Origin of the sequence: Rhodococcoides corynebacterioides (genome assembly GCF_019834675.1) — a bacterium.
Classification (GTDB): domain Bacteria; phylum Actinomycetota; class Actinomycetes; order Mycobacteriales; family Mycobacteriaceae; genus Rhodococcoides; species Rhodococcoides corynebacterioides_A.
In genome coordinates this window covers 813,076-838,689 of record NZ_JABUBU010000001.1, presented here as the reverse complement: position 1 = coordinate 838,689, position 25,614 = coordinate 813,076, and the positions used below count along the sequence as shown (strand labels likewise).

Genomic DNA, 25,614 nt, shown 5'->3' with positions numbered 1-25,614 from the left:
GCTCAGACGTCGGTGGAGAACCGAACGCCGCCGTCCGGCAACGTGACTCCGGGCCAGACCCGAGCGCCGCGCAGCAGTTCGCATCGCGCACCCACGTTGGCTCCGTCGCCGATCACGGCGTCGCGCACCAGCGCTCGCGGTCCGATCCGCGCACCGAAGCCGAGAATCGAGCGCTCGACCACCGCACCGGCTTCGACCACGGCGCCGTCGAACACCACGGCGCCGTCGAGCCGGGCACCCGCGCCGACCTCGGCGCCGCGTCCGACCACCGTGCCGCCGATGAGCAGCGCCCCCGGCGCGACCCCGGCTCCCGGGTGCACCAACGACTCACCGCGCGTGCCGTCGAGCGCCGGTGACGGGGCGATGCCGCGCACCAGATCCGCCGACCCCTTGACGAAGTCCTCGGGGGTTCCCATGTCGCGCCAGTACGCGGCGTCGACGTGGCCGTAGACGCGCTTGCCCTCGGCGAGCAACGCGGGGAACACCTCGCGCTCGACCGAGACGGGGCGCCCCTCCGCGATCTGCTCGATGATCTCGCGCCGGAACACGTAGCAGCCGGCGTTGATCTGGTCCGTGGGCGGATCCTGGGTCTTCTCGAGGAACGCGGTGACCCGCCCGTCCTCGTCGGTCGGCACGCAGCCGAACGCACGCGGGTCACCCACCCGCACGAGGTGCAGGGTCACGTCGGCCTCGGACGAGTGGTGCGTGTCGAGCACCGCGCGCAGATCCGTGCCGCCGAGCACGTCCCCGTTGAACACCATGACGTGGTCCGCACGCAGTCGCGGCAGCACGTTGCGGATGCCGCCGCCGGTGCCGAGGGGCTCGGACTCGAAGACGTACTCGAGCTCGAGACCGAGGTCGCTGCCGTCGCCGAAGTGCTCCTCGAACACCTCGGCCTTGAACGAGGTGCCGAGCACCACGTGGTCGATACCCGCGGCCTTGATCCTGGCCAGCAGGTGTTCGAGGAACGGCAGTCCCGCCGTCGGCAGCATCGGCTTGGGAGCCGAGAGGGTCAGCGGCCGCAGCCGAGTTCCCTTGCCTCCCACCAGAACCACGGCATCCGTTGCCGGAGCTGTCATCGCGATCTACCTCTCTCGTCGTTCGCCGGTCCCGACCTGCGTGTGTGGTGCGTCGTCCCCCGGTACCCCATCAGCCCCGTCGCGGCGGCGCAACGCGGCTGCCACGACGATGCGCGAGCGCACCGCCAGACCGAGCCGGAGTACCCCGCGCAGGGGGGCCTGCCACGGCGCGGGATGACGATCCGCCTGGAAGCGATAGGCGCTCTCGTGGTGCGCCGGGAGCATCGACTCCGGATGTCGGCCCGCCGCATGACCTTTCGCGTGGGTGACGACGGCGTCGGGCACGTAGACGTTGAGCCACCCGGCCCGGCCGAGTCGATCGCCGAGGTCGACGTCCTCCATGTACATGAAGTAGCGGGAGTCGAAGCCCCCCACGGACTCGAAGGCCGCTCGCCGCAGCAGCAGGCAGGAGCCGGACAGCCATCCGACGGGGCGTTCGTCCACGGCGTCGGTGTCCTGGCGGTACCGGCGGGTCCACGGGTTGGTGGGCCAGACCGATCCGAGCACGGCGTGCAGCGATCCGGACGTCAGGTCCGGCACCCGTCGGGCGGACGGGTAGCGGGAGCCGTCGGGCTCGAGGATCAGCGGGCCGAGCGATCCCGCGCGGGGCCAGCGCTCCGCCGCGGCGAGCAACTCGTCGATGGACCCCGGTGACCAGCGGACGTCCGGATTGACCACCATGACGAACTCGGCCGACGAGTCGGCCAGGGCGACAGCCCGATTGGCGGCGCCGCCGTACCCGATGTTCTCCCCCGTGCGGACCAACCGCACGTTGTCCCGCTCGCGCTCGGCGGCTTCCGGTGCTCCGTCGGTGGACCCGTTGTCGGCCAGCAGAACCGTGACCGGCCGGGTGGTCGCCGTCGCCAACGAATCGAGGAACGTGCGGAGGTGCTCTCCGGGCGAGTAGGTCACCGTCACGACGGCGAGAGGCGCGTTCACGCCGGTCACCCTATCGGCCACCCGACCGTCCGTCGTCGTCCGCCCGAGCCGCGAGCGCGGCGGCCAGCGCATCTCGCCAGGGTCGCAGCGGGGTCAGCCCGGACCCGGCCCAGGACAGCGGCGAGAGCACCGAGTAGGCGGGGCGCGGGGCCGGCCGGGGGAAGTCCGCGCTGGTGCAGGGCCGGACCCGTTCCGGGTCCGCGCCGACGCCCTCGAACACCGCACGCGCGAGATCGAACCAGGAGGCCGACCCGCCTCCGGTCGCGTGGACGACGGGGGGCAGCGCCCCCACGATGCCCGCGGCCTCGAGCAGTCCGTCCGCCAGATCCGCCGCGTACGTCGGGGATCCGACCTGATCGCCCACCACGGTCACGGTGTCGCGCTCGCGTTCGAGGCGGAGCATCGTCGCCACGAAGTCGGTGCCGACACCGGTGTAGACCCATGCCGTCCGCACCACGGTTGCTCCGGGCAGCGCCGCCAGGACGGCGCGCTCGCCCGCCAGCTTGGTTCGGCCGTACACGGTGCGCGGACCCGTCGGGTCCGACGGCTCGTACGGGGTCCGGGCGTCGCCCGGGAACACGTAGTCGGTGGAGACGTGCACCAGCTGGGCACCCACCTCGGCGCACCGCTCCGCCAGCAACCGCGGGCCGAGGACGTTGAGCCGCTCGGCGTTCTCGACGTCGGTCTCCGCCGCGTCCACCGCGGTGTGGGCCGCGCAGTTGATCACCACGCACTCACCGGTGATCGTCGCCGCGATCGACGCCGGATCGGTGATGTCGAGGTCGGTGGATCCGAATCCCACCGCCGCGCCGCCGCCGCGTCGGACCACCTGTCGTCCCAGCTGACCGGCCGCCCCGGTCACGACGATCGGACGGGCGGCTGCGGTTGGTGTCACAGGCGAAGAGTGTGGCACGCCGCGACCGCTTGCGTGGACCACCGAGGTGGGGCCGTTAGCCTGGACCGGTGACGGATTCTGTGACGAACCCCGGGTCGCCGCGTGGTCGCCACGAATACGCGACAGGCCGCCGACCCGGTCGGACCGACGACCGATCGGATGCGGGCGACCGCTCCGGGACCGGCCGTCGGCCGCCTCCCCGCACGCGTCACCGATCCCCCACGACGCCCGGACGCCCGTGGGGCCGCATCGCCGTCGCGTCCCTGTCGGCCGCCGCGGTGCTGGTGACGGGCGTGGCGTGGCGCAGCATCGACTCCCTGCGCAGCAGCCTCGCGACCGTCTCCGACCTGGGGCTCGGCGGCGCCGCCGACGGCGCCGTCGACATCCTCATGGTCGGTACCGACAGCCGGACCGACGCCCACGGCAATCCGCTGTCCGCCTCCGAACTCGCCTCCCTGCGGGCCGGCGAGGAGGTCGCGAACAACACCGACACCATCCTGCTGATCCGCGTTCCCAACGACGGATCGTCCGCCACGGCCATCTCCATCCCCCGCGACTCCTACGTGGCCGTGCCGGGTCTCGGCAACAGCAAGATCAACGCCGCCTACGGCGCCACCAAGGAGGAGAAGCGCCTCGAACTGGTCGAGAGCGGCGTCCCCGACGACGAGGCGGATCGCGAGTCCACCCAGGCCGGCCGCGAGGCCCTCGTCTCCGCGGTGGCCGGTCTGACCGGCGTGACCGTCGATCACTACGCCGAGGTCGGCCTCCTGGGCTTCGTACTGCTCACCGACGCCGTGGGCGGTGTCGACGTCTGCCTGAACGCTCCCGTCGACGAGCCGCTGTCGGGAGCGAACTTTCCGGCCGGCGACCAGACCCTGAACGGCTCCGACGCGCTCAGCTTCGTCCGGCAACGGCACGATCTGCCGCGCGGCGACCTCGACCGCATCGTGCGCCAGCAGGTGTTCATGGCGTCGCTGGTGCGCAAGGTGCTCAGCGCCGGCACCCTGAGCAACCCGGGAACCCTCGGCCAGTTGTCCAACGCCGTCTCGCGGTCCGTGGTCCTCGACGACGACTGGGACGTCCTGCAGTTCGCCACCAATCTGCAGGACCTCGCCGGCGGCAACGTCACCTTCGAGACCATCCCGGTCGCGGACATCAACGGTATGACCGACTACGGCGAGTCCATCGTCGCCGTCGACCCGACCGAGGTGCAGAACTGGGTGCGCGGACTGCTGGGTGACGACGCGCCGCCCGCCACCGATCCCGACGCACCCGACGTTCCGCAGATCGACCCGTCGACGGTCACCGTGGACGTCGCCAACGATTCCGGCATCAGCGGTCTGGCCTCGTCCGTGTCCTCGACGCTGGGCGCCGAGGGCTTCCGCACCGGCGAGGTGGGCAACTACGAGGGCACGTCCGTCGACACCACCACCGTGTATTCGAGCCCCTCGGACGACGACGCCGCACAGGCGGTGGCGGCGCGTGTCGGTGCGTCGTCGACGGCCGTCGACGACTCCCTGCCCTCGGGCACGGTGCGCCTCGTGCTCGCGTCGGACTACTCGGGCACCGGTACGCCGTCGTCCGCGATCACCGGCGTGACGTCCGCGGGCGACGCACCCACCCCGGCTCCCGTCGCGGCCGATCCCATCGACGCCGGGTCCACCGGACCCCAGTGCGTGAACTAGTACGTGAACCGAGAGGCGACGCCGTGACCGATCGCACCCTGACCGACCTGCTTCTCACCCCGATCCTCGAGTCCGACCCCGCCGGCCCGCGCGTCACCTACTACGACGACGCCACCGGCGAGCGCATCGAACTGTCCGCCCTGACGCTGGCCAACTGGGCCGCGAAGACGGCCAACTTCCTGCGGGACGAGCTGGGCGTCGCTCCCGGCGACGCCGTGCGAGTGGACCTGCCGGCGCACTGGCAGACCGCCGCGGTTCTGCTGGGCGCCTGGTGGGCGGGCGCGCACACCGTCATCGGCGCGGCCGACGGAGCCGTCGCCGCCGACGTCGCACTGGTCACGTCCGCGGGTCTGGACGACGCCGACGAGAGCGAAGTGGCGGCGCTCTCCCTCGACCCGTTCGGCCGTCCGCTGCCGCATCTGCCCATCGGGGTCACCGACTACGCGACCGCGGTGCGCGTGCACGGTGACGCCTTCACGCCGTCGGGCACCGGACCCGCCCTCGGCGGCCGGAGCGCGGCCGACGTCCTGGGCGACGCCCGACGCCGCGCGGCGGATCGCTCGTGGGACACGTCGAGTCGGGTCCTGTCGACGGCGCCGTGGCCGGATGCGGACGCCGTCGTCGACGGTCTCGTCGCCATCCTGGCGGCCGGTGCGTCGCTGGTGCAGGTCGCCAACGCCGACGACGCCGCGCAGGACCGTCGGCGAACGACGGAGAAGGTCACGCACTCGTTCCCGGCGTGAGGGATCGGCGCGGTCGTCAGCGGTAGCCGCCGTCGGACAGCCCGGCCTCGATCTCGAAGCGATTGGCCGCTCCCGGTCGGCGCACTTCCTCGACGAGGTAGCGGATCGCGAACGACACCCCGTATCGACGCCACTGCTCGGCGTGCACGGCCTCGTGGGTGAGCAGGGCGCGGCGCCGCCGCGGGTCGGCGAGGGCACGACCCGGCGTCACGGGACCGGTCAGGAAGACCGCACCGACGCACGTGCCGCCGCGGCCGTAGCCGGCGCGCATGCCGTGGCAGACGAGCAGCGCCGACTCTCGGTCCCACTCGACCCGGCCGCCCCACAGTGCGCCCCACAGCAGCGCGACCCGCGTAGCGAACGCCACCTGACGACTGTCGCGCGACACCGCGCGGACGGTCGTCCGCGACACCCGCAGCGGAGCGGTCATCCGAGCAGGGACCGCCGCAGGGCCTCGTCCTTCTCGAGCACCATCTGCTCGAGGCCGCGTTGGAACTCCGCAATCCGCCCGCGCAGGGCGGGGTCGGACGCACCGAGGATGCGGACCGCGAGCAGGCCGGCGTTGCGGGCGCCCCCGATCGAGACGGTGGCCACCGGTACCCCCGCGGGCATCTGCACGATCGACAGCAGCGAGTCCATCCCGTCGAGGTACTTCAGCGGCACCGGCACGCCGATCACCGGCAGCGGCGTCGCGGAGGCGACCATGCCCGGCAGGTGCGCCGCACCTCCGGCTCCGGCGACGATCACCTCGATGCCGCGGTCGGCGGCGTCGCGGGCGTAGTCGAGCATCCGCTGCGGGGTGCGGTGGGCGGACACCACGCCGACCTCGAAGCGCACGCCGAACTCGGCGACGGCCTCGGCGGCCGCCTCCATCACGGGCCAGTCCGAGTCGCTGCCCATGACGATGCCCACCCGGGCGCCGGTGGTGGTGCTGTCAGCCATGGTGCGGGTCCCATCCGTCGGTCCAGACGCCGTGCGAGAGCCAGTGCGCGGCGCGCTCGGCGCGTTCTCTGATGTCGGCGACGTACGCCGGGTCGTCGGGCGACCCACCGGCAGCGCCGACGACGTTCACGTGGCCGATCTTGCGATCGGGCCGCTCGCCCTTGTCGTAGAGGTGCACCTTCGCGTCCGGCATGCGGGCGAAGAGGTGGTGCAGCCGCTCGTCCATCGACAGGTCCGGCTCGGCCGGTGCCCCGAGGACGTTCGCCATGACCGTGACCGGAGCCGTCGGCGAGCAGTCGCCCAGCGGGTAGTCCAGGACGGCCCGCAGGTGTTGCTCGAACTGCGAGGTCCGCGCGCCGTCCTGCGTCCAGTGTCCCGAGTTGTGCGGTCGCATGGCGAGTTCGTTGATCGAGACCGAGCCGTCGGCCTTCTCGAACATCTCCACCGCCATGACCCCGACGACGCCGAGTTCGGAGGCCACCCGGAGCGCGATGTGCTCGGCGTCCGCCGCGGCGTCGTCGGACAGACCGGGCGCGGGGGCGATGGCCACCGCACACTGACCCTTCCGCTGCACCGTCTCCACGACCGGCCACGTGGCGCCCTGCCCGAACGGGGACCGCGCGACCATCGCGGACAGTTCGCGGACCATCTCCACCCGCTGCTCGACCATCAGCGGGGCACCCGCGGCGAGCTGCTCGCGCACCACGGCCGTGGCCTCGTCGGCGGTGTCGGGGAGCCAGACGCCGCGGCCGTCGTATCCGCCGCGCACCGTCTTGATCACGATTCGCCAGCCGTGGGCCTCGCCGAACTCCACCAGGTCCGCCTCCGAGGCCACCGGCGCGAAGTCCGGGACCGGGAGCCCCAGCTCGCGCAGGCGCGCGCGCATCTTCAGCTTGTCCTGGGCGAACACCAGGGCCGTCGGCGGCGGCTGGACGTTCACGCCCTCCGCGACGAGGGTGTCGAGGTGCTCGGTGGGCACGTGCTCGTGGTCGAAGGTCAGGGCGTGCGCCCCTCTGGCGACCTCGCGCAGCGCGGCCAGATCGGTGTGCGACCCGAGCACCACGTCGGCGCTGACCCTCGCCGCCGGTTCGGTCGCGCTGCCGGACAGCACACGCAGCGTCTGCCCCAGCTCGATCGCCGCCTGGTGGGTCATCCGCGCCAGCTGACCTCCACCGATCATCGCGACCACCGGCATCGAGGTCATGCGATCGCGGGGCGGTTCCTCACGGGGCGGGACTTCGGTCGGGTTCTCCGTCACGGCCCATATCGTGTCACGAGGCGGTCCCGCGACCGTCCGGGGTGGGCGTTCCTGCGTGGCGAGATTAGGGATCGCGCCGATCCGTTCGTAAACTAACCAATCGTGCCTGTGATGGATCGTGTGGTTGCCAGCATTCCGCAACCGTTTCGGGATGTCGCGCTGCGCCATGCGGAACTGATCAAGTTCGCCATCGTCGGCGCCACCACCATGGTGTTCGACCTGACGATCTTCTACTCGTTGAGCCTGACCGTGCTCGAGAGCAAGCCGGTGGTCGCCAAGGTTCTCTCCGGAGTGCTGGCCACGATCCTGAGCTACATCCTCAACCGGGAGTGGTCGTTCAAGAACCGCGGCGGGCGCGAGCGTCACCACGAGGCCCTGCTCTTCTTCACGATCAGCGGCATCGGGGTGCTGCTCAGCGCCGCACCGCTGTGGATCGCCAACAACGTGTTCGACATCCGCGAGGGCGCCACCAGTCTCACCGCGCTGGTGATCATCGACTTCGTCCTCAACTACGTCATCGGCAATCTGCTGCAGATGGCGTTCCGGTTCTGGGCCCTGCGCCGATTCGCGTTCCCCGATGAGAACGGTCGCGGCGTCATCGCCAACCCCCTCGACGAGTTCGACCACCACGGCAATCCGCGCACGGACACCGAGCTGAACGACGACGATCTCGACCCCGATGGCCAGCAGGCGCCGTTCATGGGCCACAGCTGAGCCCGAACTCGTCACCGGGCCGATCGACCGGCCCGAGCGGGGCCCGCGTTCCGGAGCGGCTCTTCCGATCGGGGCCGCCGCATCGAAACCGGGGTGCCGCTCGCGAGTCGGGTGACACCCGGGAGGAGTGTCCCGCACGGACGGTCGTCCGCCGCTCACCCGCCTACCGCGGCTCCGCCGGCGGACTGGACACCCGCGGCGTCGGGGCGGGCAGAAAGACCGTGAACATCGCCGGCCGCCGTCGCTGCAGCTCCAGCCGACCGCCGTCGGCCTCCACCAACGCCCGTGCGAGCGCGAGCCCCACGCCCGTCGATCCGGCGCCCGAGAATCCCCGGTCGAAGATGTGGGGGGCGAGCTCGTCGGACACGCCGGCACCGGAGTCGGCGACGTCCACCCGCACCGTCGGCTCGCGGTGCTCGCGACCGCTGACCGCGCGCACCGTGACCACGCAGTCCCCGCCGCCGTGGTCGAGGGCGTTGTGGATGAGTACCGAGACCGCTTCGCGGAGCCGGGTGTCGGTGACCGACGCCGTCAACGCGGCGTCGCCGGTGAGGGTGAGGGTGCGTCCGGCGTCGTCGAACGTGCGACGCCAGTCCTCGACCACCACCTGCAGTTCGGGCAGCACGGCCACTTCCGCGGCACCGGCGGACCCGTCGTCGCGCGACGATCGCACCAGGTCGTCGATGGCGTCGGTGAGTCGATCCACCTGTGCCATCGCCTCGTTGGCTTCGGTGACCACCTCGGGGTCCGGGTGCTCGGAGAGCTCGTCGAGGCGCAGGCGCACCGCGGTCAGACGACTGCGCAGTTGATGGGAGACGTCCGCGACCAACGCGTGCTCGCGCTGCAGGCGCCCGACGATCTCCACGGTGGCGGAGTCGAGGACGTCGGACACGCGGTCGAGTTCCGGGATGCCGTGCCGTGTGGCGTCCTTGCGGAAGTCCCCCTCGGCGAGCCGCGCCGCCCGCCCCGCCACCTGTTGCAGCGGATCGGCGAGACGCCGCGCGGTCAGCACCGCGACGATCGTGCCGGCGGCGATCGAGGCCAGGACCACCAGCGCGACGGCGCCGACGGCCTGTGCCTGGGAGGTGCGCATCTGCGCCGAGGGGATCTCGAGCCGGAGCGATCCGGAGGTGCCCATCGACAGCGACTCCTCGATGGGCCGCTCCACCGACGCCGTCCCGATGTCGACGCGGGTGGCCGGGTTCTCGGGCGTCGGATAGACCACCTCGAGCCGGCCGCCGGTGGGGACCGCGAGGCGCAGCGACGTGGTGTCCAGCGTCCCGTCCACGCGACCGTCGCCGCCCTCCTGCTCGATGATCTCTGCGGCGAGCCGGTCGAGTCGTAACCGCATGTCACCGCGAGTGAAGTCCTCCACCCAGAGCCAGGCGGTGTAGGTCAGGGGGATGCCGAGAAGCAGGCCGGTGAGGATGACCACCGCGAGGATGGCCTGGAGAATGCGACGACGCATCGGCTCAGTCGGTGTTGATGCGGAAGCCGACGCCCCGCACGGTCGCGATGCGCCGCTCCGCGACGGGCCCCTCGTCGCCGATCTTCCGACGCAGCCAGGACATGTGCATGTCGAGCGTCTTCGATCCGCGCAGCTCCACGTCGCCCCACACCTCGCGCAGGATGGTCTCGCGGGAGACCACCTGACCGGCGTGGTCGAGCAGGATCTTCAGCAGCTCGTACTCCTTGTTGGCCAGGCTGATCTCTGTGCCGTCGAGCAGGACGCGGCGCGCGGCGGGTTCGAGGCGCAGACCGCCCACCTCGACCGGGGTGTCCTCGGCGGTGGGACCGCGCCGACGCAGCAGGGCGCGCACCCGCGCCATCAGCTCGGCCAGGCGGAACGGCTTCGACACGTAGTCGTCGGCGCCGGCGTCGAGCCCCACCACGAAGTCCACCTCGTCGGTCCGAGCGGTGAGCATCAGGACGGCCAGATCGGACGTCGACGCGCGGATCTGGCGGCAGACCTCGAGGCCGTCCATTCCGGGGAGGCCCAGGTCGAGGATCAGCAGATCGAAGCTGCCGTCGAGCGCGCGGGCGAGCGCGTCCGGACCCGTCCGTTCGACGGTCACGGTGTAGCCCTCGCGGCCGAGGGCCCGCGACAGCGGCGCCGCGATGGCCTCGTCGTCTTCGGCGAGCAGAACGTCGGTCACCGGACCACCCTACGAGGTCCAGCGCCGGTCGCCGCCCGCATCGTCCGACACCACGTGGTGGTACAGCAGCGAATGCACCCGTTCGACGTCCGGGACGTCGTCGAACTCGAGGGGATCGTCCGACCCGGCGACGACGACCAGCGTGCCGGTGCGCAGCATTCGGTCGACCACACCGTGCCGGAACTGGACGTTGGCGATCCGGGCGAGCGGGATGTCGGTGCCGTGGTGGGTCAGTACTCCCTGGCGGACGATCACGCGCCGGTCGGTGACGACGAAGTGCGTCGTGCGCCACCGCACCACCGGAACCACCGTCCGCAGCGTGACGATCGCGGCCCAGGCGACGCCGACGGCCGCGATGGCGGCCGTGCGGGCGGTCCCGTCGGTGGTGCGCTCGGCGACGCCCGCGAGGAAGCCGGCGAGCGCGGTCACCACCAGCGCGGTCAGGGCGGGCAGGACGAGCATCTTCCAGTGGGGATGACGGTGCAGGGCGACGTCCTCGTCGGGCCCGATCGCGTCGCGGGGGAAGGCCATGTCACTCCCCCGTGTCGACGACGGGACGCAGGTGCGTGACGTCTCCCGCCGAGACGGCGACCGGCTCGGATCCGTCCTCGGGAGCGACGACGATGCGGCCGTGCGCGTCGACGTCCGTCGCCGTCCCCACGAGGACCACCTCGCCCGGCATGGTCACGCGCACCGAGCGACCCAGCGTGTCGCAGCGCGCGCGGTAGAGCTGCGCCAGGGCGGCGGTGTCCCACCCGCTGTCGCGCCAGTCGTCCACCGCCGAGCCGAACGCGCGCAGGAACGCCCTCGCGATGGTTCCTCGATCGAGCACCGCCGCGCCCGCCGCGCGCAGCGAGGTCGCCGTCGCGACCGGCAGCTCCGCCGCCGTCGGGGTCACGTTGATGCCGACCCCCGCGACCACCGTCATCACCGGCGACCCCGCCGCGACCTCCACCAGGATTCCGGCGACCTTGCCGGGCGCGCGGTCGCCGGTCAGCAGGACGTCGTTGGGCCACTTCAGGACGGCGTCCACCTCGCACACCGACCGCAGGACGTCGACGACGGTGATGCCGGTCAGCAACGGCATCCACCCGACGACGTCGGGGGCGATGCCCGGCAGGCGGACCAGCGCGGACACCGTCACCTGGGATCGAGGCGGCGCGGTGAAGGACCGCGAGTGCCGGCCCCGACCGGCGTCCTGGACGTCGGCGATCACGGCGGTGCGGTCCGCCGCCGTCGGCGCGGCGGCGAGCAGATCGGCGTTGGTCGATCCGGTGCGCGGCACCACCGTCACCTCGGCCCACGACGCACGCGGGCCGGACACCAGCGCACGCGTGATGGCGCGGCCGTCGAGCGGCGCCCGGTCGAGATCGGTCCAGAGCCCGGGTCCCGCTGCTGGGCCGGGGTCACGGTTGTCCGCCATGGGGTTCGAGCATAGAGACAGGCCGACGCTGCTCGGGGGAGCGTGACCGGGCGCACGGCCCGGTCGCGGGAGTCGTTACAGTGCAAGGCTATGACGAGTGTGCAGGACGCCGCGGCGCAGGAATCCGTTGCTCGGGACGATGCCGAGGGGTCGGCGGCGCCGGCACCCGACATTCACACCACCGCAGGCAAGCTCGCCGAGCTGGGCGCCCGCCGGGCTCAGGCCGAGCGCCCCATGGGCGACGCCGCCGTGGAGAAGGTGCACGCCAAGGGCAAGCTGACCGCCCGCGAGCGCATCGAGGCCCTGCTCGACGAGGGCTCCTTCGTCGAGCTCGACGCCCTCGCCCGCCACCGCAGCGTGAACTTCGGCCTCGCGGACAACCGCCCCTTCGGCGACGGCGTCGTCACCGGCTACGGCACCGTCGACGGCCGCGACGTCTGCGTCTTCTCCCAGGACGCCACCGTCTTCGGCGGCAGCCTCGGCGAGATCTACGGCGAGAAGATCGTCAAGGTCATGGACCTGGCCCTCAAGACCGGCCGTCCCCTCGTCGGGATCAACGAGGGCGCCGGCGCACGCATCCAGGAGGGCGTGGTCTCCCTCGGCCTGTACGGCGAGATCTTCCACCGGAACGTGCGCATGTCCGGCGTCGTCCCGCAGATCTCGCTCATCATGGGTCCCGCGGCGGGCGGTCACGTCTACTCCCCCGCCCTGACCGACTTCGTCGTCATGGTCGACAAGACCTCGCAGATGTTCGTCACCGGACCCGACGTCATCAAGACGGTCACCGGCGAGACGGTCACCATGGAGGACCTCGGCGGCGCCCACACCCACATGGAGAAGTCGGGTGTCGCGCACTACGTCGCCGCCGACGAGCAGGACGCCCTCGACTACGTCCGCGACCTCCTCGGCTACCTCCCGTCGAACAACCAGGCCGCCGCACCGCGCCTGGCGCCGACGGACCCGATCGACGGATCCATCGAGGACTCCCTCACCGCGGAGGACCTCGAGCTGGACTCGCTGATCCCGGACTCGCCGAACACCCCGTACGACATGCACGAGGTCATCCGCCGCATCCTCGACGACGACGAGTTCCTCGAGGTCCAGGAAGGCCGCGCGCGCAACATCATCGTCGGCTTCGGACGGGTCGACGGCCGCAGCGTCGGCATCGTGGCCAACCAGCCGACGTCGTTCGCCGGCACGCTGGACATCGACGCCTCCGAGAAGGCCGCCCGCTTCGTCCGGACGTGCGACTGCTTCAACATCCCGATCGTCACGCTCGTCGACGTCCCCGGCTTCCTGCCCGGCACCGGCCAGGAGTTCGACGGCATCATCCGGCGCGGCGCCAAGCTGCTCTACGCCTACGGCGAGGCGACGGTCGGCAAGATTACCGTCATCACCCGCAAGGCGTACGGCGGCGCGTACGACGTCATGGGCTCCAAGCACATGGGCGCCGACATCAACCTCGCCTGGCCCACCGCCCAGATCGCCGTCATGGGCGCGTCCGGGGCGGTCGGCTTCGTCTACCGCAAGCGCCTGCTCGAGGCCGCGAAGAACGGCGACGACGTCGACGCGCTGCGCCTCGAACTGCAGAACGAGTACGAGGACACCCTGGTCAACCCGTACGTCGCCGCCGAGCGCGGCTACGTCGACGCGGTGATCCCGCCGAGCCACACCCGCGGGCAGATCGTCACCGCGCTGCGCCTGCTCGAGCGCAAGTACGTCACCCTGCCCCCGAAGAAGCACGGCAACATCCCGCTCTGACGTTCCGATCCGACCGGTGGGGTCACGATCACCAGAACCGGTGATCGAGGCCCCACCGAGTCAGTTCCGCGGCCAGGACCGATCGCACGACGGCGGGGTCGCCCAGCAGGTCGGGGTGGATCCCGAAGACCGTCACGGTGACGGTGTCGGCGTACTGCACGGACCACGCCGCCAGCGCCGGACCCTGCGCTCGCCGGTCGGCCGCGGAACGCCCCTGCATCACGGCGCGGATCGCGAACCGCTCGGCCGGGGTGCCCAGTGGGGCCAGCGACTCCGCCGGGGCCGCACCGAGATTGGACACGGTGATGTCCGGTCCGGGGACGGCCTTCATCACGCGCCCGAGGACGGGATCCGGCAGCAACCGGGCGACGGCCTGCAGATGGTCGACCACCGCGTCGTCCGTCGCCGCGTAGCGTGCGAAGGCCTCCTTGCTCAGCCGCCGGATGGTCCCGAGCCCCGTCTCCGGTCCGACCGGCCCCGCCAGCCGGATCCACACGCCGCCGGACGCGTTCGCCCGGTCGTCGCCGTCGGAGCGGGTGTCCACCGCGATGCAGACTCGGGTACCACCCGGCGGTATCGCGTGCCCCGTCGCGCGCAGGACGCCGGTCAACACCGCCGTGAACAGGCTGTTGGGAGTTCCGCCCAGGGCGGCGGCGCGCGCCTCGAACTGCGCCCTCGGAACGTCGACGACGGCCAGAGTGGCCTCAGCGTCCCGCTGCGGCGGGGCGGGGCGGTCCCCGGGTTCACCCACCACGTCGGACCCCGACGGTGCGTCCGACACCGGCGCCGCCGTGGCCGACCGCCCCAGCACCGCCCGCACCCCCGCCCGCCCGATCACGGCGCTCGCGCGGACGATCGCCGGAATCTGCGACGCGGCGTCGAGCAGATCACCGCGCACGCCCGACCACCCGGACACCTCGGACGCCGTCGGGAGACCGCGCACCGACCCCAGCCGGTGCTCGGCCGATCGTCGCGCGTCGCGGAGGGCGTCGTGCACGGCGTGACCGTCGGCGATCATGTGGGACACCAGGAGCGTGAGAACCACTCGGCCCGAACGGGTGTGGGCGTACTCCACCGTGAAGCCCCGTCCCGCACCGGGATCGAGGTCGACGTCCCGCAACCGGCGGTCGAGCCAGGCGCCGACGGCGGTGTCGGCGTCGTCGTTCAGGATCGTCGGCTCCGCGTACACCGTCGGTGGTCGGTCCGACCGGACCCAGCGGTGCCGAGCGACCGGCACCCGGGTGCGCACGATCCGGCGACCGAAACCGCCGCGCGCCAACGCCGTTGCCCAGTCGACCACCGCGTCGTGCCCCGGATCGTCGCCCAGGACCCAGGCGAACTGGATCGGCGCGGTCCACCCGAACAGCCGCTCCGCCAGGTCGTAGGACTCGTCGGCGCCGGCCACCCGGTCCGCCGGATCGGCCGCCGTGTCCGTGGTCTTCGCTGCCTCACGCGACGTCACCGCGCACCCCCCACGCATCCAGTTCGGCCCGCACGGCGTCGCGCAACGCGGACACGGTTCCGACACAGGTCTCGTCGAAACCGGCCACGGCGAACGTCGTTCGGCCCTCGGTCTCGAGCAACCACGACTGCACTCCCTCACCGAATCGCTCCGGACGGTCCGGGCGGACACCGCGCGCATCACCGCGGAACGAGACGGACGTCGCCGTCGCGTCGCCCATCCGCGCCAACCCGTCGAACCGACCCAGGTTCGACGCCACCGCGTCCGGCATGCCGGAGGGCCCGGCCATGACCACGCGCGTGACCAGCGCGATCGGCAGCACCTGCAGGAGCGACTGCAGGTGGTAGGCGGCGGGTCGATCACCGGCGCCGACGGCGGTGAACGCCGCCCGGCACCGGGCCCGCACGGGGCCGAGGTCGCCACCCGCGGAGGGACGATCGTCGACGACGACGGTCACCCCTCCGGTCGCGTTGCTGCGCTGATCGTCCGCGGCATCGGGTCCGCGAAGACTGACCGGAACCCCGATGCTTACGGGGTCGCCCGGCGCGGCGTATCCGGACGCGTAGAGCGCGCCGGCGACGACGGCCACGAACAACGAGTTCGGTGTGCCGCCGTACCGCGCGGCGCGTTCCGCCCAGTGGTCGGTGTCGGTGTCGACGACCACCCAGGACGGGTGCGCTCGCGGGGCCCGTATCGCCGGTGCGGACCTCGGCGGGCGCGCGGGCATCGCGGCGGGACGCGCTCCGGACGTCTCCCCGGTGCCGGCGGTCCGCGACGTCAGCGCGGCGCGCACGGCTCGGGCCGTCCCCCGGGCGGCACGGCCGACCTGCAGGCCGGCGTCCACGAGGTCGTCGACGGGGCCGGGCGGGCGCGTCGAGAGAGTCGACGGTGCGGGGGCACGCATGCGCGTCGCCGCGGCCGCATCGGTCGCCGCCGTGGTGAGGGCGCGACCGTCGGCCGCCAGGTGCAGGCAGGTCAGGGAGAGGACGGCGCCGCCGTGGTCGTCCGGGGCGAGGTGCACGGCCCAGCAGCGACCCGCCTCGGCGTCGAGGTCGCTCGTCCGCAGCAGCGCGCGCGCCCACGCGTCCCGCTCGTCGGCGGGCACGGGGGCGTCCCGGGCGGACAGGACGGGATCGGCGGTCGAGCGCACCCAGGACGGCCGGGCCGGCGGGATGCGGGGCCGCACCACCCGTCGGTGCAGCCGACTCGCGGTCAGCGCGTCGGTGAAGTCCTGCACCGCGGCCGTCGCCGGTGCAGTGTCGAACATCCACGTCAGCTGCAGCACCACGTCCCAGCCGAAGGCCTCGCGCAGAAACCAGTACGTGAAGTCCTGGTCCTGGAGGCGGCTCATCGCGCGACCGGGAGTCGGGACTCCACGAGGTCCGCCGCTCGGGCGACCGCGTCCTCCGGATCGACGAGGGCGTCCCCCACCCGACGCGCCTCGTCCGAGCACGCCGCGGCCGACTCGATCGCGGCCGCCCACGCGGCCGGGGACGGATCGTCACCCCGGAGCATCACGCCGGCGCCGGCGTCCTCGAGCCGCCGCCCCCAGAACGGCTGATCCGCCGACACCGGCCGCACGACGGCGGGGCGTCCGGCGCGCAGGACCGCGGCCGTGGTCCCGGCCCCGCCGTGATGGACGACCACGCAGCAGCGGGGGAACACCGCGGCGTGGTCGACGTCGCCGGTGAGCACCCGCACGTCCGGGGCCGTTCCGAGCGCGTCATCGTCGGCGAGATCGTTCCACCCGGGCGCGACCAGGGCGCGCAGGCCCAGTGATCGCACCGCCTCGGTTACCCGGCGCAGGGACCGCCCCGCAGCCCGCAGCGGCATCGAGCCGAATCCGATGTGCACCGGCGGGTCACCGCGGTCCAGCCAGGCCGCCAGTCCCGCGGGCAGCGGCGACGACGGCGGCGCGCCACCGAGAAAGCCGACGAGAGGTCGGCGGGCGCCATCGCCGCCCGCGGGCGGCGGGCAGAGCGCCGCGTCGTACGCCTGGATCTCGAGGGCGCCGGCATCCGCGAGTCGGTACGGCACGGGACGCCGCGCGGATGGCAACCCCAGCCCGGCGCGCAGCGTGTTCTCCCGGCGCCGGGTGGCGGTCCACAGCACGGTTTCGTAGGCGGACCAGGCCGCCCGCGTCACCGGAGCAGGCAGACCGTCCGCGCCGAAACCGGGCAGATGGACGTCGTTGGTGCGGACCGGCGCGTGGTGCAGACCGACCACCGCCGCCCGAACCGACTCCGCGAGCGGGACCGCGACCTGCTCGGTGGTGATCCCGGTGACGACGACGTCGGGACGCTCCCGGTGGACGACGGCGGACAGGTCCGCGACCATCTCCGACCACCCGAGATTCCACAGCTCACCGGCGGACCGGACGCGGTCGATCACCGATCCGTGCGCGCCCCGTCGCACCGCGTCCGAGGCCAGGTGCGCCCGCGTGTCGTACCCGAACGGCTCGACCGGGACACCGTGGTCGGACGCGAGCGAGAGCAGATTGGGCGGGAATGCCGCCACCACGTCGTGGGATCGGGAGTGCAGTTCCGCCGCCAGATGGGCCGCCGGCTGGACGTCCCCCCTGGTGCCGCTCACGGCGACGACGACACGCATCGGTTCTCCTTCCGGTCTCGACAGCGCGTGCAGGACACTGCTCGCAGAACACTGCGGCGGGTTCGGCAGCGGCGGTGTCGCGGACGGGTCGACGCGACGAGTTTTCCGTCAGGCGACAACGGACGACCGCGCGATCACTGGATGGTCACAGACCTTCGCGATCCGTCACCAATGACTTTGTCTCACAATGCATTGCGTCCGTTAACTGCGTGTTTCCGCGGTGAATACGGTGCATGTCACCGGCGTTCGCCCCGGTCACGGAGACCATGAGACCGGTCACCCCCGTGCGAAGGGTGTGATCCACGCCGTCTCGATTGGCGGCCTCCGCGATCGTCTGCCATCGTCGCTGACACGCGACTCGGTACCGAGTCGAACGATCCGTCGTCGACGACGGCCGTTCGCCGGGTCGGCGCGATCGCGGCCCCGACCACGAGTGCCGCGCCAATCGATCGATCCCCCGGTGCGAGAGGACTTCTCGCAGAGTGAGCAGCGGAACGGAAGGAGGACTCGGATGGTGTCGACCCTGGTGTTCCAGGGCAGCCGAGGGGACGTCGAGCCGGGCATCGCGCTCGCCGAGGAACTCGTCCGCCGCGGCCGGCCGGTGCGGGTCGCGGTCCCTCCCAACGTCGTCGACGACGTACGCCGCCGACTGGCCGCCGCCGCCCCGACTGCCGTGGTGTCGGCCTGTGGACCGGACACGGCCCGTACGCTGGCGTCGTCGACGGCCACTCGGGAGATCAAGTCCCGCAACCCCGTCCGTCGACTTCGCGCGGCGACGGCTCTCGCCACCGAGGACGGAATCCGCACCCGACGCGATCTGCTCGCCGTCGCCGACGGTTCGGACGTCGTGATCGGCTCGAACGTCGGCCAGGAGGCGGCGCTCGACGTCGCCGAGCGGCTGGGTGTGCCGTACGTGCCCGTCCACCTGTGCCCCGTGCGTCCGACGCGCGCGGTCTCCTTCCCCCCGCTCCCGGGCCGTGTGCCGGGACCGGTTCGCCTGGCCGGCTGGCATGCGCTCGATCGGGCGCTCTGGCGCGCCGCCCGCGCGACCGAGGCCGCGCACCGACGCGATCTCGGCCTCCCCGCGGCGTCGTCGTCGGTGGCCCGGCGCCTGCGCCGGCTCGGGACCACCGAGATCCAGGCCTACGACCCGGCCCTCTTCCCGACGCTCACGGGCGAGTGGGGCGCGCGCCGGCCTCTCGTGGGTTTCCTGCGCCCCACCGGTGGTCCCGCCGGGCTCCGTCCCGACCTCGACGCCTGGCTGTCCGCCGGGCCGGCGCCGGTCTACGTCGGATTCGGCAGCATGACCGTGCCCGACGGGCCCGCCGTGATCGAGGCGCTCCTCGGCGAGCTGGGACGTCGCGGACACCGCGTCCTCGTCGCCGGTGGCTGGTCGGGACTCGGCGCGGCCGGCACCGACACCGCCGGCCGCGACCCGAGACGCGCCGCCCCGGACCGAGTGCGGTGGGTCGACCAGGTGGACCATCGCACCGTTCTTCCCCGCTGCGCCGCCGTCGTGCACCACGGCGGGGCCGGCACCGTCGCGGCCGGACTGCGCGCCGGGTGCCCCACGCTGGTCTGCTCGATCGGGGCCGACCAACCGCTGTGGGGCGCGCGCGTCACCGCACTCGGTGCCGGCGCGAGCATGCCCGTGCGAGCCGCTTGCGGCGCCGCCCTCGGCCGCGCACTCGATCGAGTGCTGCATCCCGACACCCGCATTCGCGCCGCCGCCCTCGCCCGAGAGCTCGTACCGCCGGACGTCGCGGTCCGAGCCGCGGCCGACGCGCTCGAGCGCGCAACCGACAGGAGAGTGCCGTGCCCCGACTGACCCTCTCGGTGGTGATCCCCGCCTACGACGAGGAGGAGTCCATCGGATCGTGCCTCGACCTGCTGTGTGCCCAAGCCGCCGACATCGACGAGATCATCGTGGTGGACAACAACTCCCGCGATCGCACCGCCGACATCGTGGCGGATCGCGCCGCTCGGTCACCGCTGATCCGCACCGTCACCGAGCACCGTCAGGGGCTGGTGTTCGCCCGCAACACCGGGATGGACGCCTCCCGCGGTGACCTGATCGCCCGCATCGACGCCGACACCCGCGTCGGGCCCGACTGGGCCCGCACCGTCCGCGACTTCCTCACCCGCGACACCGACGGCCGCTGGTGGGCCGTCTGCGGCCGGGGCGAGGCGTACGACCTGCCCTACGGCACCGCCGCCGCCCGGGCCAAGAACCGATTCTCGCCGTTCGGCCGACGCCGCGCTCCGGAGGTGCGCGACGTGCCGGTCCTGTACGGCTCCAACATGATTCTGCGCCGCGCCACCTGGGAGGTCATCCGCGATCGCGTGTCCGACCGTCGCGACGTGTTCGAGGACGTCGACATGGGACTGTGCGTGCGCGCCGCCGGCGGACGCAACGGCTTCCTCGCCGATCTCACGGTGGGTGTCTCTCCCCGCCGAATGCACTCCCCGACTAGCGAATTCGTCCGATACATGGTCTGCCTGCCCCGAACGTTGTTGCTGCACCGGCGATTCGGTCTCGCGGTGGCCGCGGCCGCGCTCTACGTCCCGGGCGTGGTGGTCCTGCACGCCGCGCGCCTGCTGGTCGTCCGCACGGCCACCCGCACCCCGATCCCCGCCGCACGCGGTATGCCCTGACAGTCCGTTCGACGAGTCCCCGGATCACCCGGACGACCGCCAACCTCCCCGAGATCAGGACGGCCGACATGCATTTCACCGAACTCGCCGACTACCCCCTCCCGGACGGAGTGGTGACGGAATGGACCCCGTCCGTGGCGGACGCGGCCGCGTGGCGCCCCGACGCGCGCCCCCTGGCGTTCACCCACGAAGCCCACCTGCGTCACAGCCTCGACCGGAGCCGCGCCCTCGACACGACCGGCCCCACCGGGAACGCCGAATGGATCGGCGCCGTCCTCGAGATCGACCGGACCTACGATCCGGAGGCGATGCGGCGGACGGTGCAGCGGTGGATCGCGCGACACGAGGCGCTCCGCACCACCGTCGACGCCGTGGGCGACGACCTGACTCGCCGCACGATCGACCCGTCCGCCGTCACGGCGGTCGACCGCGTCGTCGGGTTGCGATCGGGGGCGGATGTTCACGACCACCTGATCACCTACCTCGGCCGCGGACTCTCGCCGTTCCGCTGGCCGCACGTGCTGATCGCCACGGTGTCCGACACCGGGTTCCTGCACGTGGACCGCAGTCGCTTCCTGGTGGTGTTCGGAGCCGACCACTCCGTCATGGACGCGTACTCGATGCTGTTGTCGGTCGGCGAGATTCGCCGGCTCTACGACCACGAGCTCGACGCCCGCGAGCACGACCTGCCCGGGATCGGGAGCCATCTCGACTACAGCGTGCACGACCGCCGCACCGGAGACGACGTGACCGCCGACTCCGAGGCCGTCGCCGTCTGGGACCGCTTCCTGCGGGACGGCCCGTTCCCGGCGTTCCCCCTGCTCCCGGCGCCGCGCCACCGCGCCGAGGAGCCGACCGCCACGACCCGGCAGGGCGCGCTGTCCGTCTCGATCGCCGCACCGGAGACCACCGCGGAGTTCGCCGCCCGATGCCGCCGGAGCGACGCGTCGCTCACGGCGGGCGTCGCGGCCGTCGTCGCCCTCGCGCAGCGCTCGACCGATCCGACACCCGGCGTCGACACCGCCGGTCCGTGCCGCTTCGTGATGCCGATGCACACCCGGTACGCGCCCGAATTCGCGCGCGCCGTCGGCTGGTTCGTCGGCGTCGTCCCGGTGAGCGTGGAGGTGGACTCCGACCACGTCGACACCGCACTGGTGACGGCCGCCGAGAGCGTGCGCGCCGTGGCCGGCCTGGAGAGTTGGCCGTGGTCCGCCATCGCGGCTCTGCTCGGCGTCGTCGACGTCCCCCGCTTCGTCGTCAGCTACCTCGACCTGCGCCACGTCCCCGACGCGGCCTCGTGGCCGGCGTGGCGGGTTCAACCGCTCCGCAGCGCCACGTACTCGGACACCGAGGTCTACCTGTGGTTCCTGCGCACCCGGGAGGGACTGTTCCTGTCGGCGCGCTTCCCCGGTACGGACGCGGCCACCGCCGCGGTCCACCGGTTCGTGACCCGCTGCCGCAGTGTCGTCGAAGCCCTGGCGTCCGGCGCGGAGATCGTCGAGCGGTCCACTCCGATCCACAGCGCGCGGCGGGAGGTTCGGGCGTGATCATCACCGCGATGGCGAACTGGCGACCGGCCCCCGGCGAGATGCTCGAGTGGCGTCCCACCGCGGCCACCCCCGACGACGCCGACACGCACCCGGTGCCGGCGTCCTTCCTGCAGGCCAACCACGTCCGCGGTGTGGAGGCCGCACTGCGCCGCGGTGAACGACACACCGGATTCCTCGGCTCGGCGACGGAGATCGACGGCGATCTCGACACCGCCGCGCTGACCCGAGCCGTGGCGGTGTTCCTCGCCCGACACGAGGGTCTGCGGACGTGGTTCTCCGTTCACGACGGGTCCGTGCGGCGCCACCGCGTACCGGCCGAGGCGGCACTCGTGCCCGTCGTCGCCGGCTCCGCCGCCTCGACCGATGCCGTGCGAGAGGCAGTGCGCGACAGGCTCTCCCGCGACGCGACGCCGCTGTCGTGGCCCCCGGTGGCCGTCGGCGCGATCCGGCGACCCGGCAGTTTCTCGCTGTACTACGGCGCGGACCACGCGTTCTCCGACGGCGCGTCCCAGGTGAGCGTGATCGCCGAACTGGCGGATCTCTACCGCGCCGAGGTCACGGGGGCCCCGGCCCTCGACCTGACCGAGCACCAGGGCAGCTTCCTCGATCACGTCCGGATCGAGGAGGAGGTGTCCCCAACGTACGACCTCCGGTCCCCCGAACTCGCCGACTGGATCGACGTGGTGTCCCGGCACGACGGCGGCCTTCCCCGTTTCCCGCTCGATCTCGGGCTCGCCCCGGGCGAGGCCGCACCGATGGAACCGGTGGAGCGCGATCTCCTCACCGCGGCCGAGGCCGACGTGTTCGAGCGGGTGTGCCGTGACGCCGGCGGAACGTTCACCAGCGGACTCTTCGCCGCCTGCGCCCTCGTCGAACACGACCTGGCCGGAACGGGCCGATACGACGGGATCGCCGTGCTCTCCACCCGCCACCGCGGGCCGTTCGCGTTGTCGCAGGGGTGGTTCTGCGCCTTCTCTCCGGTCACCTTCCCCGTGCGCACCGGGGACGACTTCGCCGACGTGGTCCGCTCGGCGACCGGCGCGTACGCGCGGGCCAAGGCGGCGGCGTCCGTTCCCATCGGCCGAGTCCTGGAACTGCTCGGCGCGGGCGGTGTCGGCGGAGCGGGGCTGGCGCGCAGCCCACAACTGTTCTCCTACCTCGACTTCCGCCGATTCCCGGGTTCCGGCACCCCGGCGGACGAGCGGGCCGTGCTGTTCACGGGTGAGGGCCGAACGGCCAACGCCTCCATGTGGTTCAACCGCGACCACCGGCACCTCTACCTCGGCGCGCAGATCCCGTCGACACCGACGGCTCGCCGGACGGTGCGGCGCTACCACGATCGCCTGATCGACGTGCTGACCGACGTCGTGCGCGCGCAGGTGTCCGCGGACGTGCGATGCGCGTGATCGATGCGGACGTGCGATGCGCGTGATCGGTGCGGACGACCTGGTGCCGCGGCCTGGTACCGCAATGCTGTGGGCGGTGTCCGGTGACGCCGCGGCCGCTCGGGTACAGGACGCGCCGCCGTCGTTCAACCAGCGCACGCATCTGTCGGGCGAGGCGCCGCGAACGTGGCTGGCTCTCGCCGTGGAGGTGCCGGGCCCCCTCCGCCGCGCCGACCTCGCGCGTGCCGTGACGACGCTGCTGGACCGACACGAGGCGTTGCGCACCTCGTTCCGGTCGACGGGAACGGGACTGCGCCGGGCGGTTCACCCGCCGGGGTCGCTGGCCGTGGTCCCGGCGTCGACCCGGACGGTCACCTCACCCGAGCAGGCTCGGGACGTGATCACCGCGTTCGTCGACGAGCGGTGTGCGCAGTGGTCCACGCCCCCGGTCGCCGTGGCCGCGGTGGATCGGCCCGATCGATCGACCGTGGTCGTCGCCGTCGATCACGCCCTCGGCGACGCGTGGTCGCTCACCGTCATGCTCGACGAGTTCGTTCGGCTCTACCGGGGCGAGCCCGTCGACCCGACCCCGCCGCCGGCGTTCGGGGCGCACTGCGAACGGGAGTCGGGCACCGTCGTCGATCCGCAGGACGCCCGGGTGGCGTCCTGGGTCCGCTTCCTGCGGGCACACGGGGACGCGGCGCCGCGTTTCCCCGGCGCGACGGGCGTGCACGACGGCGAGGTGCGGCGGGCAATCCTGCGCGACGACACCCTGATCGACGCGCCGACGGCCGACGCGGCGTGCCGGGGTCTCGGCGTGGGACCGTTCGCCGCCGCGCTGGCCGCGCTGGCCCACGGCGTCGCCGACACGACCGGCAGCACCGGTCCGCTGTCCCTGCTCTTCCCGTTGCACACGCGGACGCTGCCGGCGGAGGCCGGCGCCGTGGGGTGGTACGTGACCAACGCCCCGATCACCGTCGAGCTGTCGGCGAACATTCGCGACACGGCGGTCACGGCCGCCCTCGCCCTCCGCGAGGCTCTCCCCCTGGGCGCCGTTCCGATCGACACCGTCGTGCGGGCGGTCGGCGACCTCCGTCGACCGCGGCGGGACGTGTTCATGGCGTCGTACGTCGATTACCGGCGCCTGCCGGGTCACGACGCCCACGCGGCGCTCGACGCCCGCCACGTCTCCGCGGTGACCGACGCCGACGACGTCCAGATCTGGTTCTCGCGCACCCGCGGCGGACTGGCCCTGCGCACCCGGTATCCGGACACCGCCACCGCAGGGGCCACCGTGGACGTGCTGGTCGACCGCGTCCGAACACACCTGGGTGCGCTCGCTCGGGCGGCGCGCGTTCCCGCCGCGACCGGCCCGGTAAGGTAGCCACCCGATCACCCAGCCGCCCGATCCATCGGATCGACCGCATCGGAGGAACCACGTGAGCGCAGCGGACGAGACCGCTCCGGCCCCCGCCGTTCGCGTCGTGCGGGGCAACCCGTCCGACGAGGAGCTGGCTGCCCTGGTGACCGTGCTCGCCGCGGCGTCGTCGGCGAGCGCTCCGGCGCCGGAACCGGTGCTCGACACCTGGGGCCACCCCACGCGCCTGCACCGTGACCTGCGGGCCTTCTCGCCGTTCGCCTTCGGCAGCGGCATCGCGCGCCCACCCCGATGACGTCCTCGAACCCGGTGCGCCCGGTGCGCCTGGTTCTCGCATCCCGTTCGCCCGCCCGGCTGGCACTGCTGCGCGCCGCCGGCGTCGACCCCCTCGTGCGGGTCTCCGACGTCGACGAGGACGCGGTCGTCCGCACCCTCGGGCCCGGCGTCGCCCACTCGGTGGTGGTGACCGAACTCGCCACGGCCAAGGCCGAAGTGGTCGCCGAGGCCGTGGCGGCCGACCCCGACCTCGCCGACGGCACCGTCGTCGTCGTCGGATGCGACTCGATGCTCTCGATCGGGGGCACGCTGGTCGGCAAACCCCACGACGTCGACACCGCCCGCGACCGGTGGTCCGTGATGGCCGGGTCGGCCGGGGAACTGCTCACCGGCCACTGCGTCCTGCGACTCGACGACGGGCGGATCACCGCGCGCGCGGCCCGGCACTCGGGCACCGTCGTGCGCTTCGGCACCCCCGATCCGGACGACCTCGAGGCGTACCTCGCCTCCGGCGAACCTCTCGCCGTCGCAGGGGCTTTCACGCTCGACGGACTGGGTGGATGGTTCGTGGACGGCATCGACGGCGACCCGTCGTCGGTGGTGGGCCTCGGGCTGCCCCTCGTGCGCCGACTGCTCGGCGAGGTGAACGTCACGGTCTCGGCGTTGTGGGCGGGCCGGGGTCGCGACACCTAGGATCGCGGAA

General features: G+C 72.7%; 24 protein-coding genes. 11 read left to right on the top strand and 13 right to left on the bottom strand.

The genetic code is table 11. The annotated features are described in order from the left end of the window. Window positions 1-2: 2 nt before the first annotated feature. Genes HQ603_RS03890 through rfbD form a run of 3 tightly spaced genes read right to left on the bottom strand, consistent with a single transcriptional unit; the run spans window position 3 to window position 2,913 of the window. The gene (locus tag HQ603_RS03890) at window positions 3-1,079 is read right to left on the bottom strand and encodes a sugar phosphate nucleotidyltransferase (RefSeq protein WP_222682987.1); all 1,077 of its coding nucleotides are present in this window, start codon (window positions 1,077-1,079) and stop codon (window positions 3-5) included. Window positions 1,080-1,085: 6 nt separating this feature from the next. Next, a complete protein-coding gene (locus HQ603_RS03885; protein ID WP_222682985.1) occupies window positions 1,086-2,018 on the bottom strand; it encodes a glycosyltransferase family 2 protein in 933 nt (310 codons plus the stop codon). A gap of 10 nt (window positions 2,019-2,028) precedes the next feature. After that, window positions 2,029-2,913 carry a dTDP-4-dehydrorhamnose reductase gene (gene rfbD, locus HQ603_RS03880; RefSeq protein WP_308126348.1) on the bottom strand — a complete coding sequence of 295 codons (885 nt, stop codon included), beginning with the start codon at window positions 2,911-2,913 and terminating at the stop codon, window positions 2,029-2,031. A gap of 248 nt (window positions 2,914-3,161) precedes the next feature. On the opposite strand from rfbD, the gene HQ603_RS03875 reads away from it, so the two are divergent. After that, on the top strand, window positions 3,162-4,598 hold the full coding sequence (locus HQ603_RS03875) for an LCP family protein (protein WP_222683275.1): 1,437 nt from the start codon (window positions 3,162-3,164) through the stop codon (window positions 4,596-4,598). A 23-nt stretch (window positions 4,599-4,621) separates the two neighbouring features. Further along, entirely contained in the window at window positions 4,622-5,341 is a 720-nt protein-coding gene (locus tag HQ603_RS03870) for a TIGR03089 family protein (RefSeq protein WP_222682983.1), read from the top strand. A gap of 16 nt (window positions 5,342-5,357) precedes the next feature. Here the strand turns inward: HQ603_RS03870 and HQ603_RS03865 are convergent, their stop codons facing one another. From HQ603_RS03865 to HQ603_RS03855, 3 genes are read right to left on the bottom strand one after another with little or no spacing between them, the layout of a single operon-like run. After that, window positions 5,358-5,771, bottom strand: coding sequence for a hypothetical protein (locus HQ603_RS03865; RefSeq protein WP_261773207.1), 414 nt, complete (start codon window positions 5,769-5,771; stop codon window positions 5,358-5,360). Then, window positions 5,768-6,283: a 5-(carboxyamino)imidazole ribonucleotide mutase gene (gene purE, locus HQ603_RS03860; RefSeq protein ID WP_222682981.1), complete on the bottom strand. Its 516-nt coding sequence runs from the start codon at window positions 6,281-6,283 to the stop codon at window positions 5,768-5,770. Before purE ends, HQ603_RS03865 begins: the two co-directional genes overlap by 4 nt. Beyond that, window positions 6,276-7,487, bottom strand: coding sequence for a 5-(carboxyamino)imidazole ribonucleotide synthase (locus tag HQ603_RS03855; protein ID WP_261773367.1), 1,212 nt, complete (start codon window positions 7,485-7,487; stop codon window positions 6,276-6,278). The genes purE and HQ603_RS03855 overlap by 8 nt, the downstream gene beginning before the upstream one ends. Window positions 7,488-7,643: 156 nt before the next feature. On the opposite strand from HQ603_RS03855, the gene HQ603_RS03850 reads away from it, so the two are divergent. Beyond that, complete coding sequence (locus HQ603_RS03850; RefSeq protein ID WP_222682979.1) at window positions 7,644-8,255, top strand: GtrA family protein; 612 nt, start codon at window positions 7,644-7,646, stop codon at window positions 8,253-8,255. Window positions 8,256-8,418: 163 nt separating this feature from the next. Here HQ603_RS03850 and HQ603_RS03845 read toward each other — a convergent pair whose 3' ends face one another. Genes HQ603_RS03845 through HQ603_RS03830 form a run of 4 tightly spaced genes read right to left on the bottom strand, consistent with a single transcriptional unit; the run spans window position 8,419 to window position 11,834 of the window. Then, the gene (locus HQ603_RS03845; protein ID WP_222682977.1) at window positions 8,419-9,723 is read right to left on the bottom strand and encodes a sensor histidine kinase; all 1,305 of its coding nucleotides are present in this window, start codon (window positions 9,721-9,723) and stop codon (window positions 8,419-8,421) included. Between the two features lie 4 nt (window positions 9,724-9,727). Continuing rightward, window positions 9,728-10,411, bottom strand: coding sequence for a response regulator transcription factor (locus HQ603_RS03840; RefSeq protein WP_222682975.1), 684 nt, complete (start codon window positions 10,409-10,411; stop codon window positions 9,728-9,730). Window positions 10,412-10,420: 9 nt separating this feature from the next. Continuing rightward, a complete protein-coding gene (locus HQ603_RS03835; RefSeq protein ID WP_222682974.1) occupies window positions 10,421-10,942 on the bottom strand; it encodes a PH domain-containing protein in 522 nt (173 codons plus the stop codon). A 1-nt stretch (window position 10,943) separates the two neighbouring features. Further along, on the bottom strand, window positions 10,944-11,834 hold the full coding sequence (locus HQ603_RS03830; protein ID WP_222682973.1) for a biotin--[acetyl-CoA-carboxylase] ligase: 891 nt from the start codon (window positions 11,832-11,834) through the stop codon (window positions 10,944-10,946). Window positions 11,835-11,924: 90 nt separating this feature from the next. Between HQ603_RS03830 and HQ603_RS03825 the strand changes: the two genes are divergently transcribed. Continuing rightward, window positions 11,925-13,595: an acyl-CoA carboxylase subunit beta gene (locus HQ603_RS03825; RefSeq protein ID WP_222682972.1), complete on the top strand. Its 1,671-nt coding sequence runs from the start codon at window positions 11,925-11,927 to the stop codon at window positions 13,593-13,595. Window positions 13,596-13,623: 28 nt separating this feature from the next. Here HQ603_RS03825 and HQ603_RS03820 read toward each other — a convergent pair whose 3' ends face one another. From HQ603_RS03820 to HQ603_RS03810, 3 genes are read right to left on the bottom strand one after another with little or no spacing between them, the layout of a single operon-like run. Then, window positions 13,624-15,057 (bottom strand): hypothetical protein, encoded by a 1,434-nt coding sequence (locus HQ603_RS03820; RefSeq protein WP_222682971.1) that lies wholly within the window; start codon window positions 15,055-15,057, stop codon window positions 13,624-13,626. Then, a complete protein-coding gene (locus HQ603_RS03815; protein WP_222682970.1) occupies window positions 15,044-16,408 on the bottom strand; it encodes a hypothetical protein in 1,365 nt (454 codons plus the stop codon). The genes HQ603_RS03820 and HQ603_RS03815 overlap by 14 nt, the downstream gene beginning before the upstream one ends. Further along, the gene (locus HQ603_RS03810) at window positions 16,405-17,667 is read right to left on the bottom strand and encodes a glycosyltransferase (RefSeq protein WP_222682969.1); all 1,263 of its coding nucleotides are present in this window, start codon (window positions 17,665-17,667) and stop codon (window positions 16,405-16,407) included. Before HQ603_RS03810 ends, HQ603_RS03815 begins: the two co-directional genes overlap by 4 nt. A gap of 511 nt (window positions 17,668-18,178) precedes the next feature. Between HQ603_RS03810 and HQ603_RS03805 the strand changes: the two genes are divergently transcribed. The 7 genes from HQ603_RS03805 to HQ603_RS03775 all read left to right on the top strand — a co-directional run bounded on the left by HQ603_RS03805 (window position 18,179) and on the right by HQ603_RS03775 (window position 25,604). Then, entirely contained in the window at window positions 18,179-19,495 is a 1,317-nt protein-coding gene (locus HQ603_RS03805; protein ID WP_222682968.1) for a glycosyltransferase, read from the top strand. Beyond that, entirely contained in the window at window positions 19,483-20,322 is an 840-nt protein-coding gene (locus tag HQ603_RS03800) for a glycosyltransferase (protein ID WP_222682967.1), read from the top strand. Before HQ603_RS03805 ends, HQ603_RS03800 begins: the two co-directional genes overlap by 13 nt. Window positions 20,323-20,390: 68 nt before the next feature. Next, window positions 20,391-21,869: a condensation domain-containing protein gene (locus tag HQ603_RS03795; protein ID WP_222682966.1), complete on the top strand. Its 1,479-nt coding sequence runs from the start codon at window positions 20,391-20,393 to the stop codon at window positions 21,867-21,869. Then, window positions 21,866-23,278 (top strand): condensation domain-containing protein, encoded by a 1,413-nt coding sequence (locus tag HQ603_RS03790; RefSeq protein WP_222682965.1) that lies wholly within the window; start codon window positions 21,866-21,868, stop codon window positions 23,276-23,278. Before HQ603_RS03795 ends, HQ603_RS03790 begins: the two co-directional genes overlap by 4 nt. 16 nt (window positions 23,279-23,294) lie before the next feature. Further along, window positions 23,295-24,641, top strand: a complete 1,347-nt coding sequence (locus tag HQ603_RS03785; RefSeq protein ID WP_222682964.1) for a condensation domain-containing protein — start codon at window positions 23,295-23,297, stop codon at window positions 24,639-24,641. Between the two features lie 55 nt (window positions 24,642-24,696). Next, entirely contained in the window at window positions 24,697-24,930 is a 234-nt protein-coding gene (locus HQ603_RS03780) for an acyl-CoA carboxylase epsilon subunit (protein ID WP_222682963.1), read from the top strand. Further along, on the top strand, window positions 24,927-25,604 hold the full coding sequence (locus tag HQ603_RS03775) for a Maf family protein (protein ID WP_222682962.1): 678 nt from the start codon (window positions 24,927-24,929) through the stop codon (window positions 25,602-25,604). The genes HQ603_RS03780 and HQ603_RS03775 overlap by 4 nt, the downstream gene beginning before the upstream one ends. Window positions 25,605-25,614: the final 10 nt, after the last annotated feature.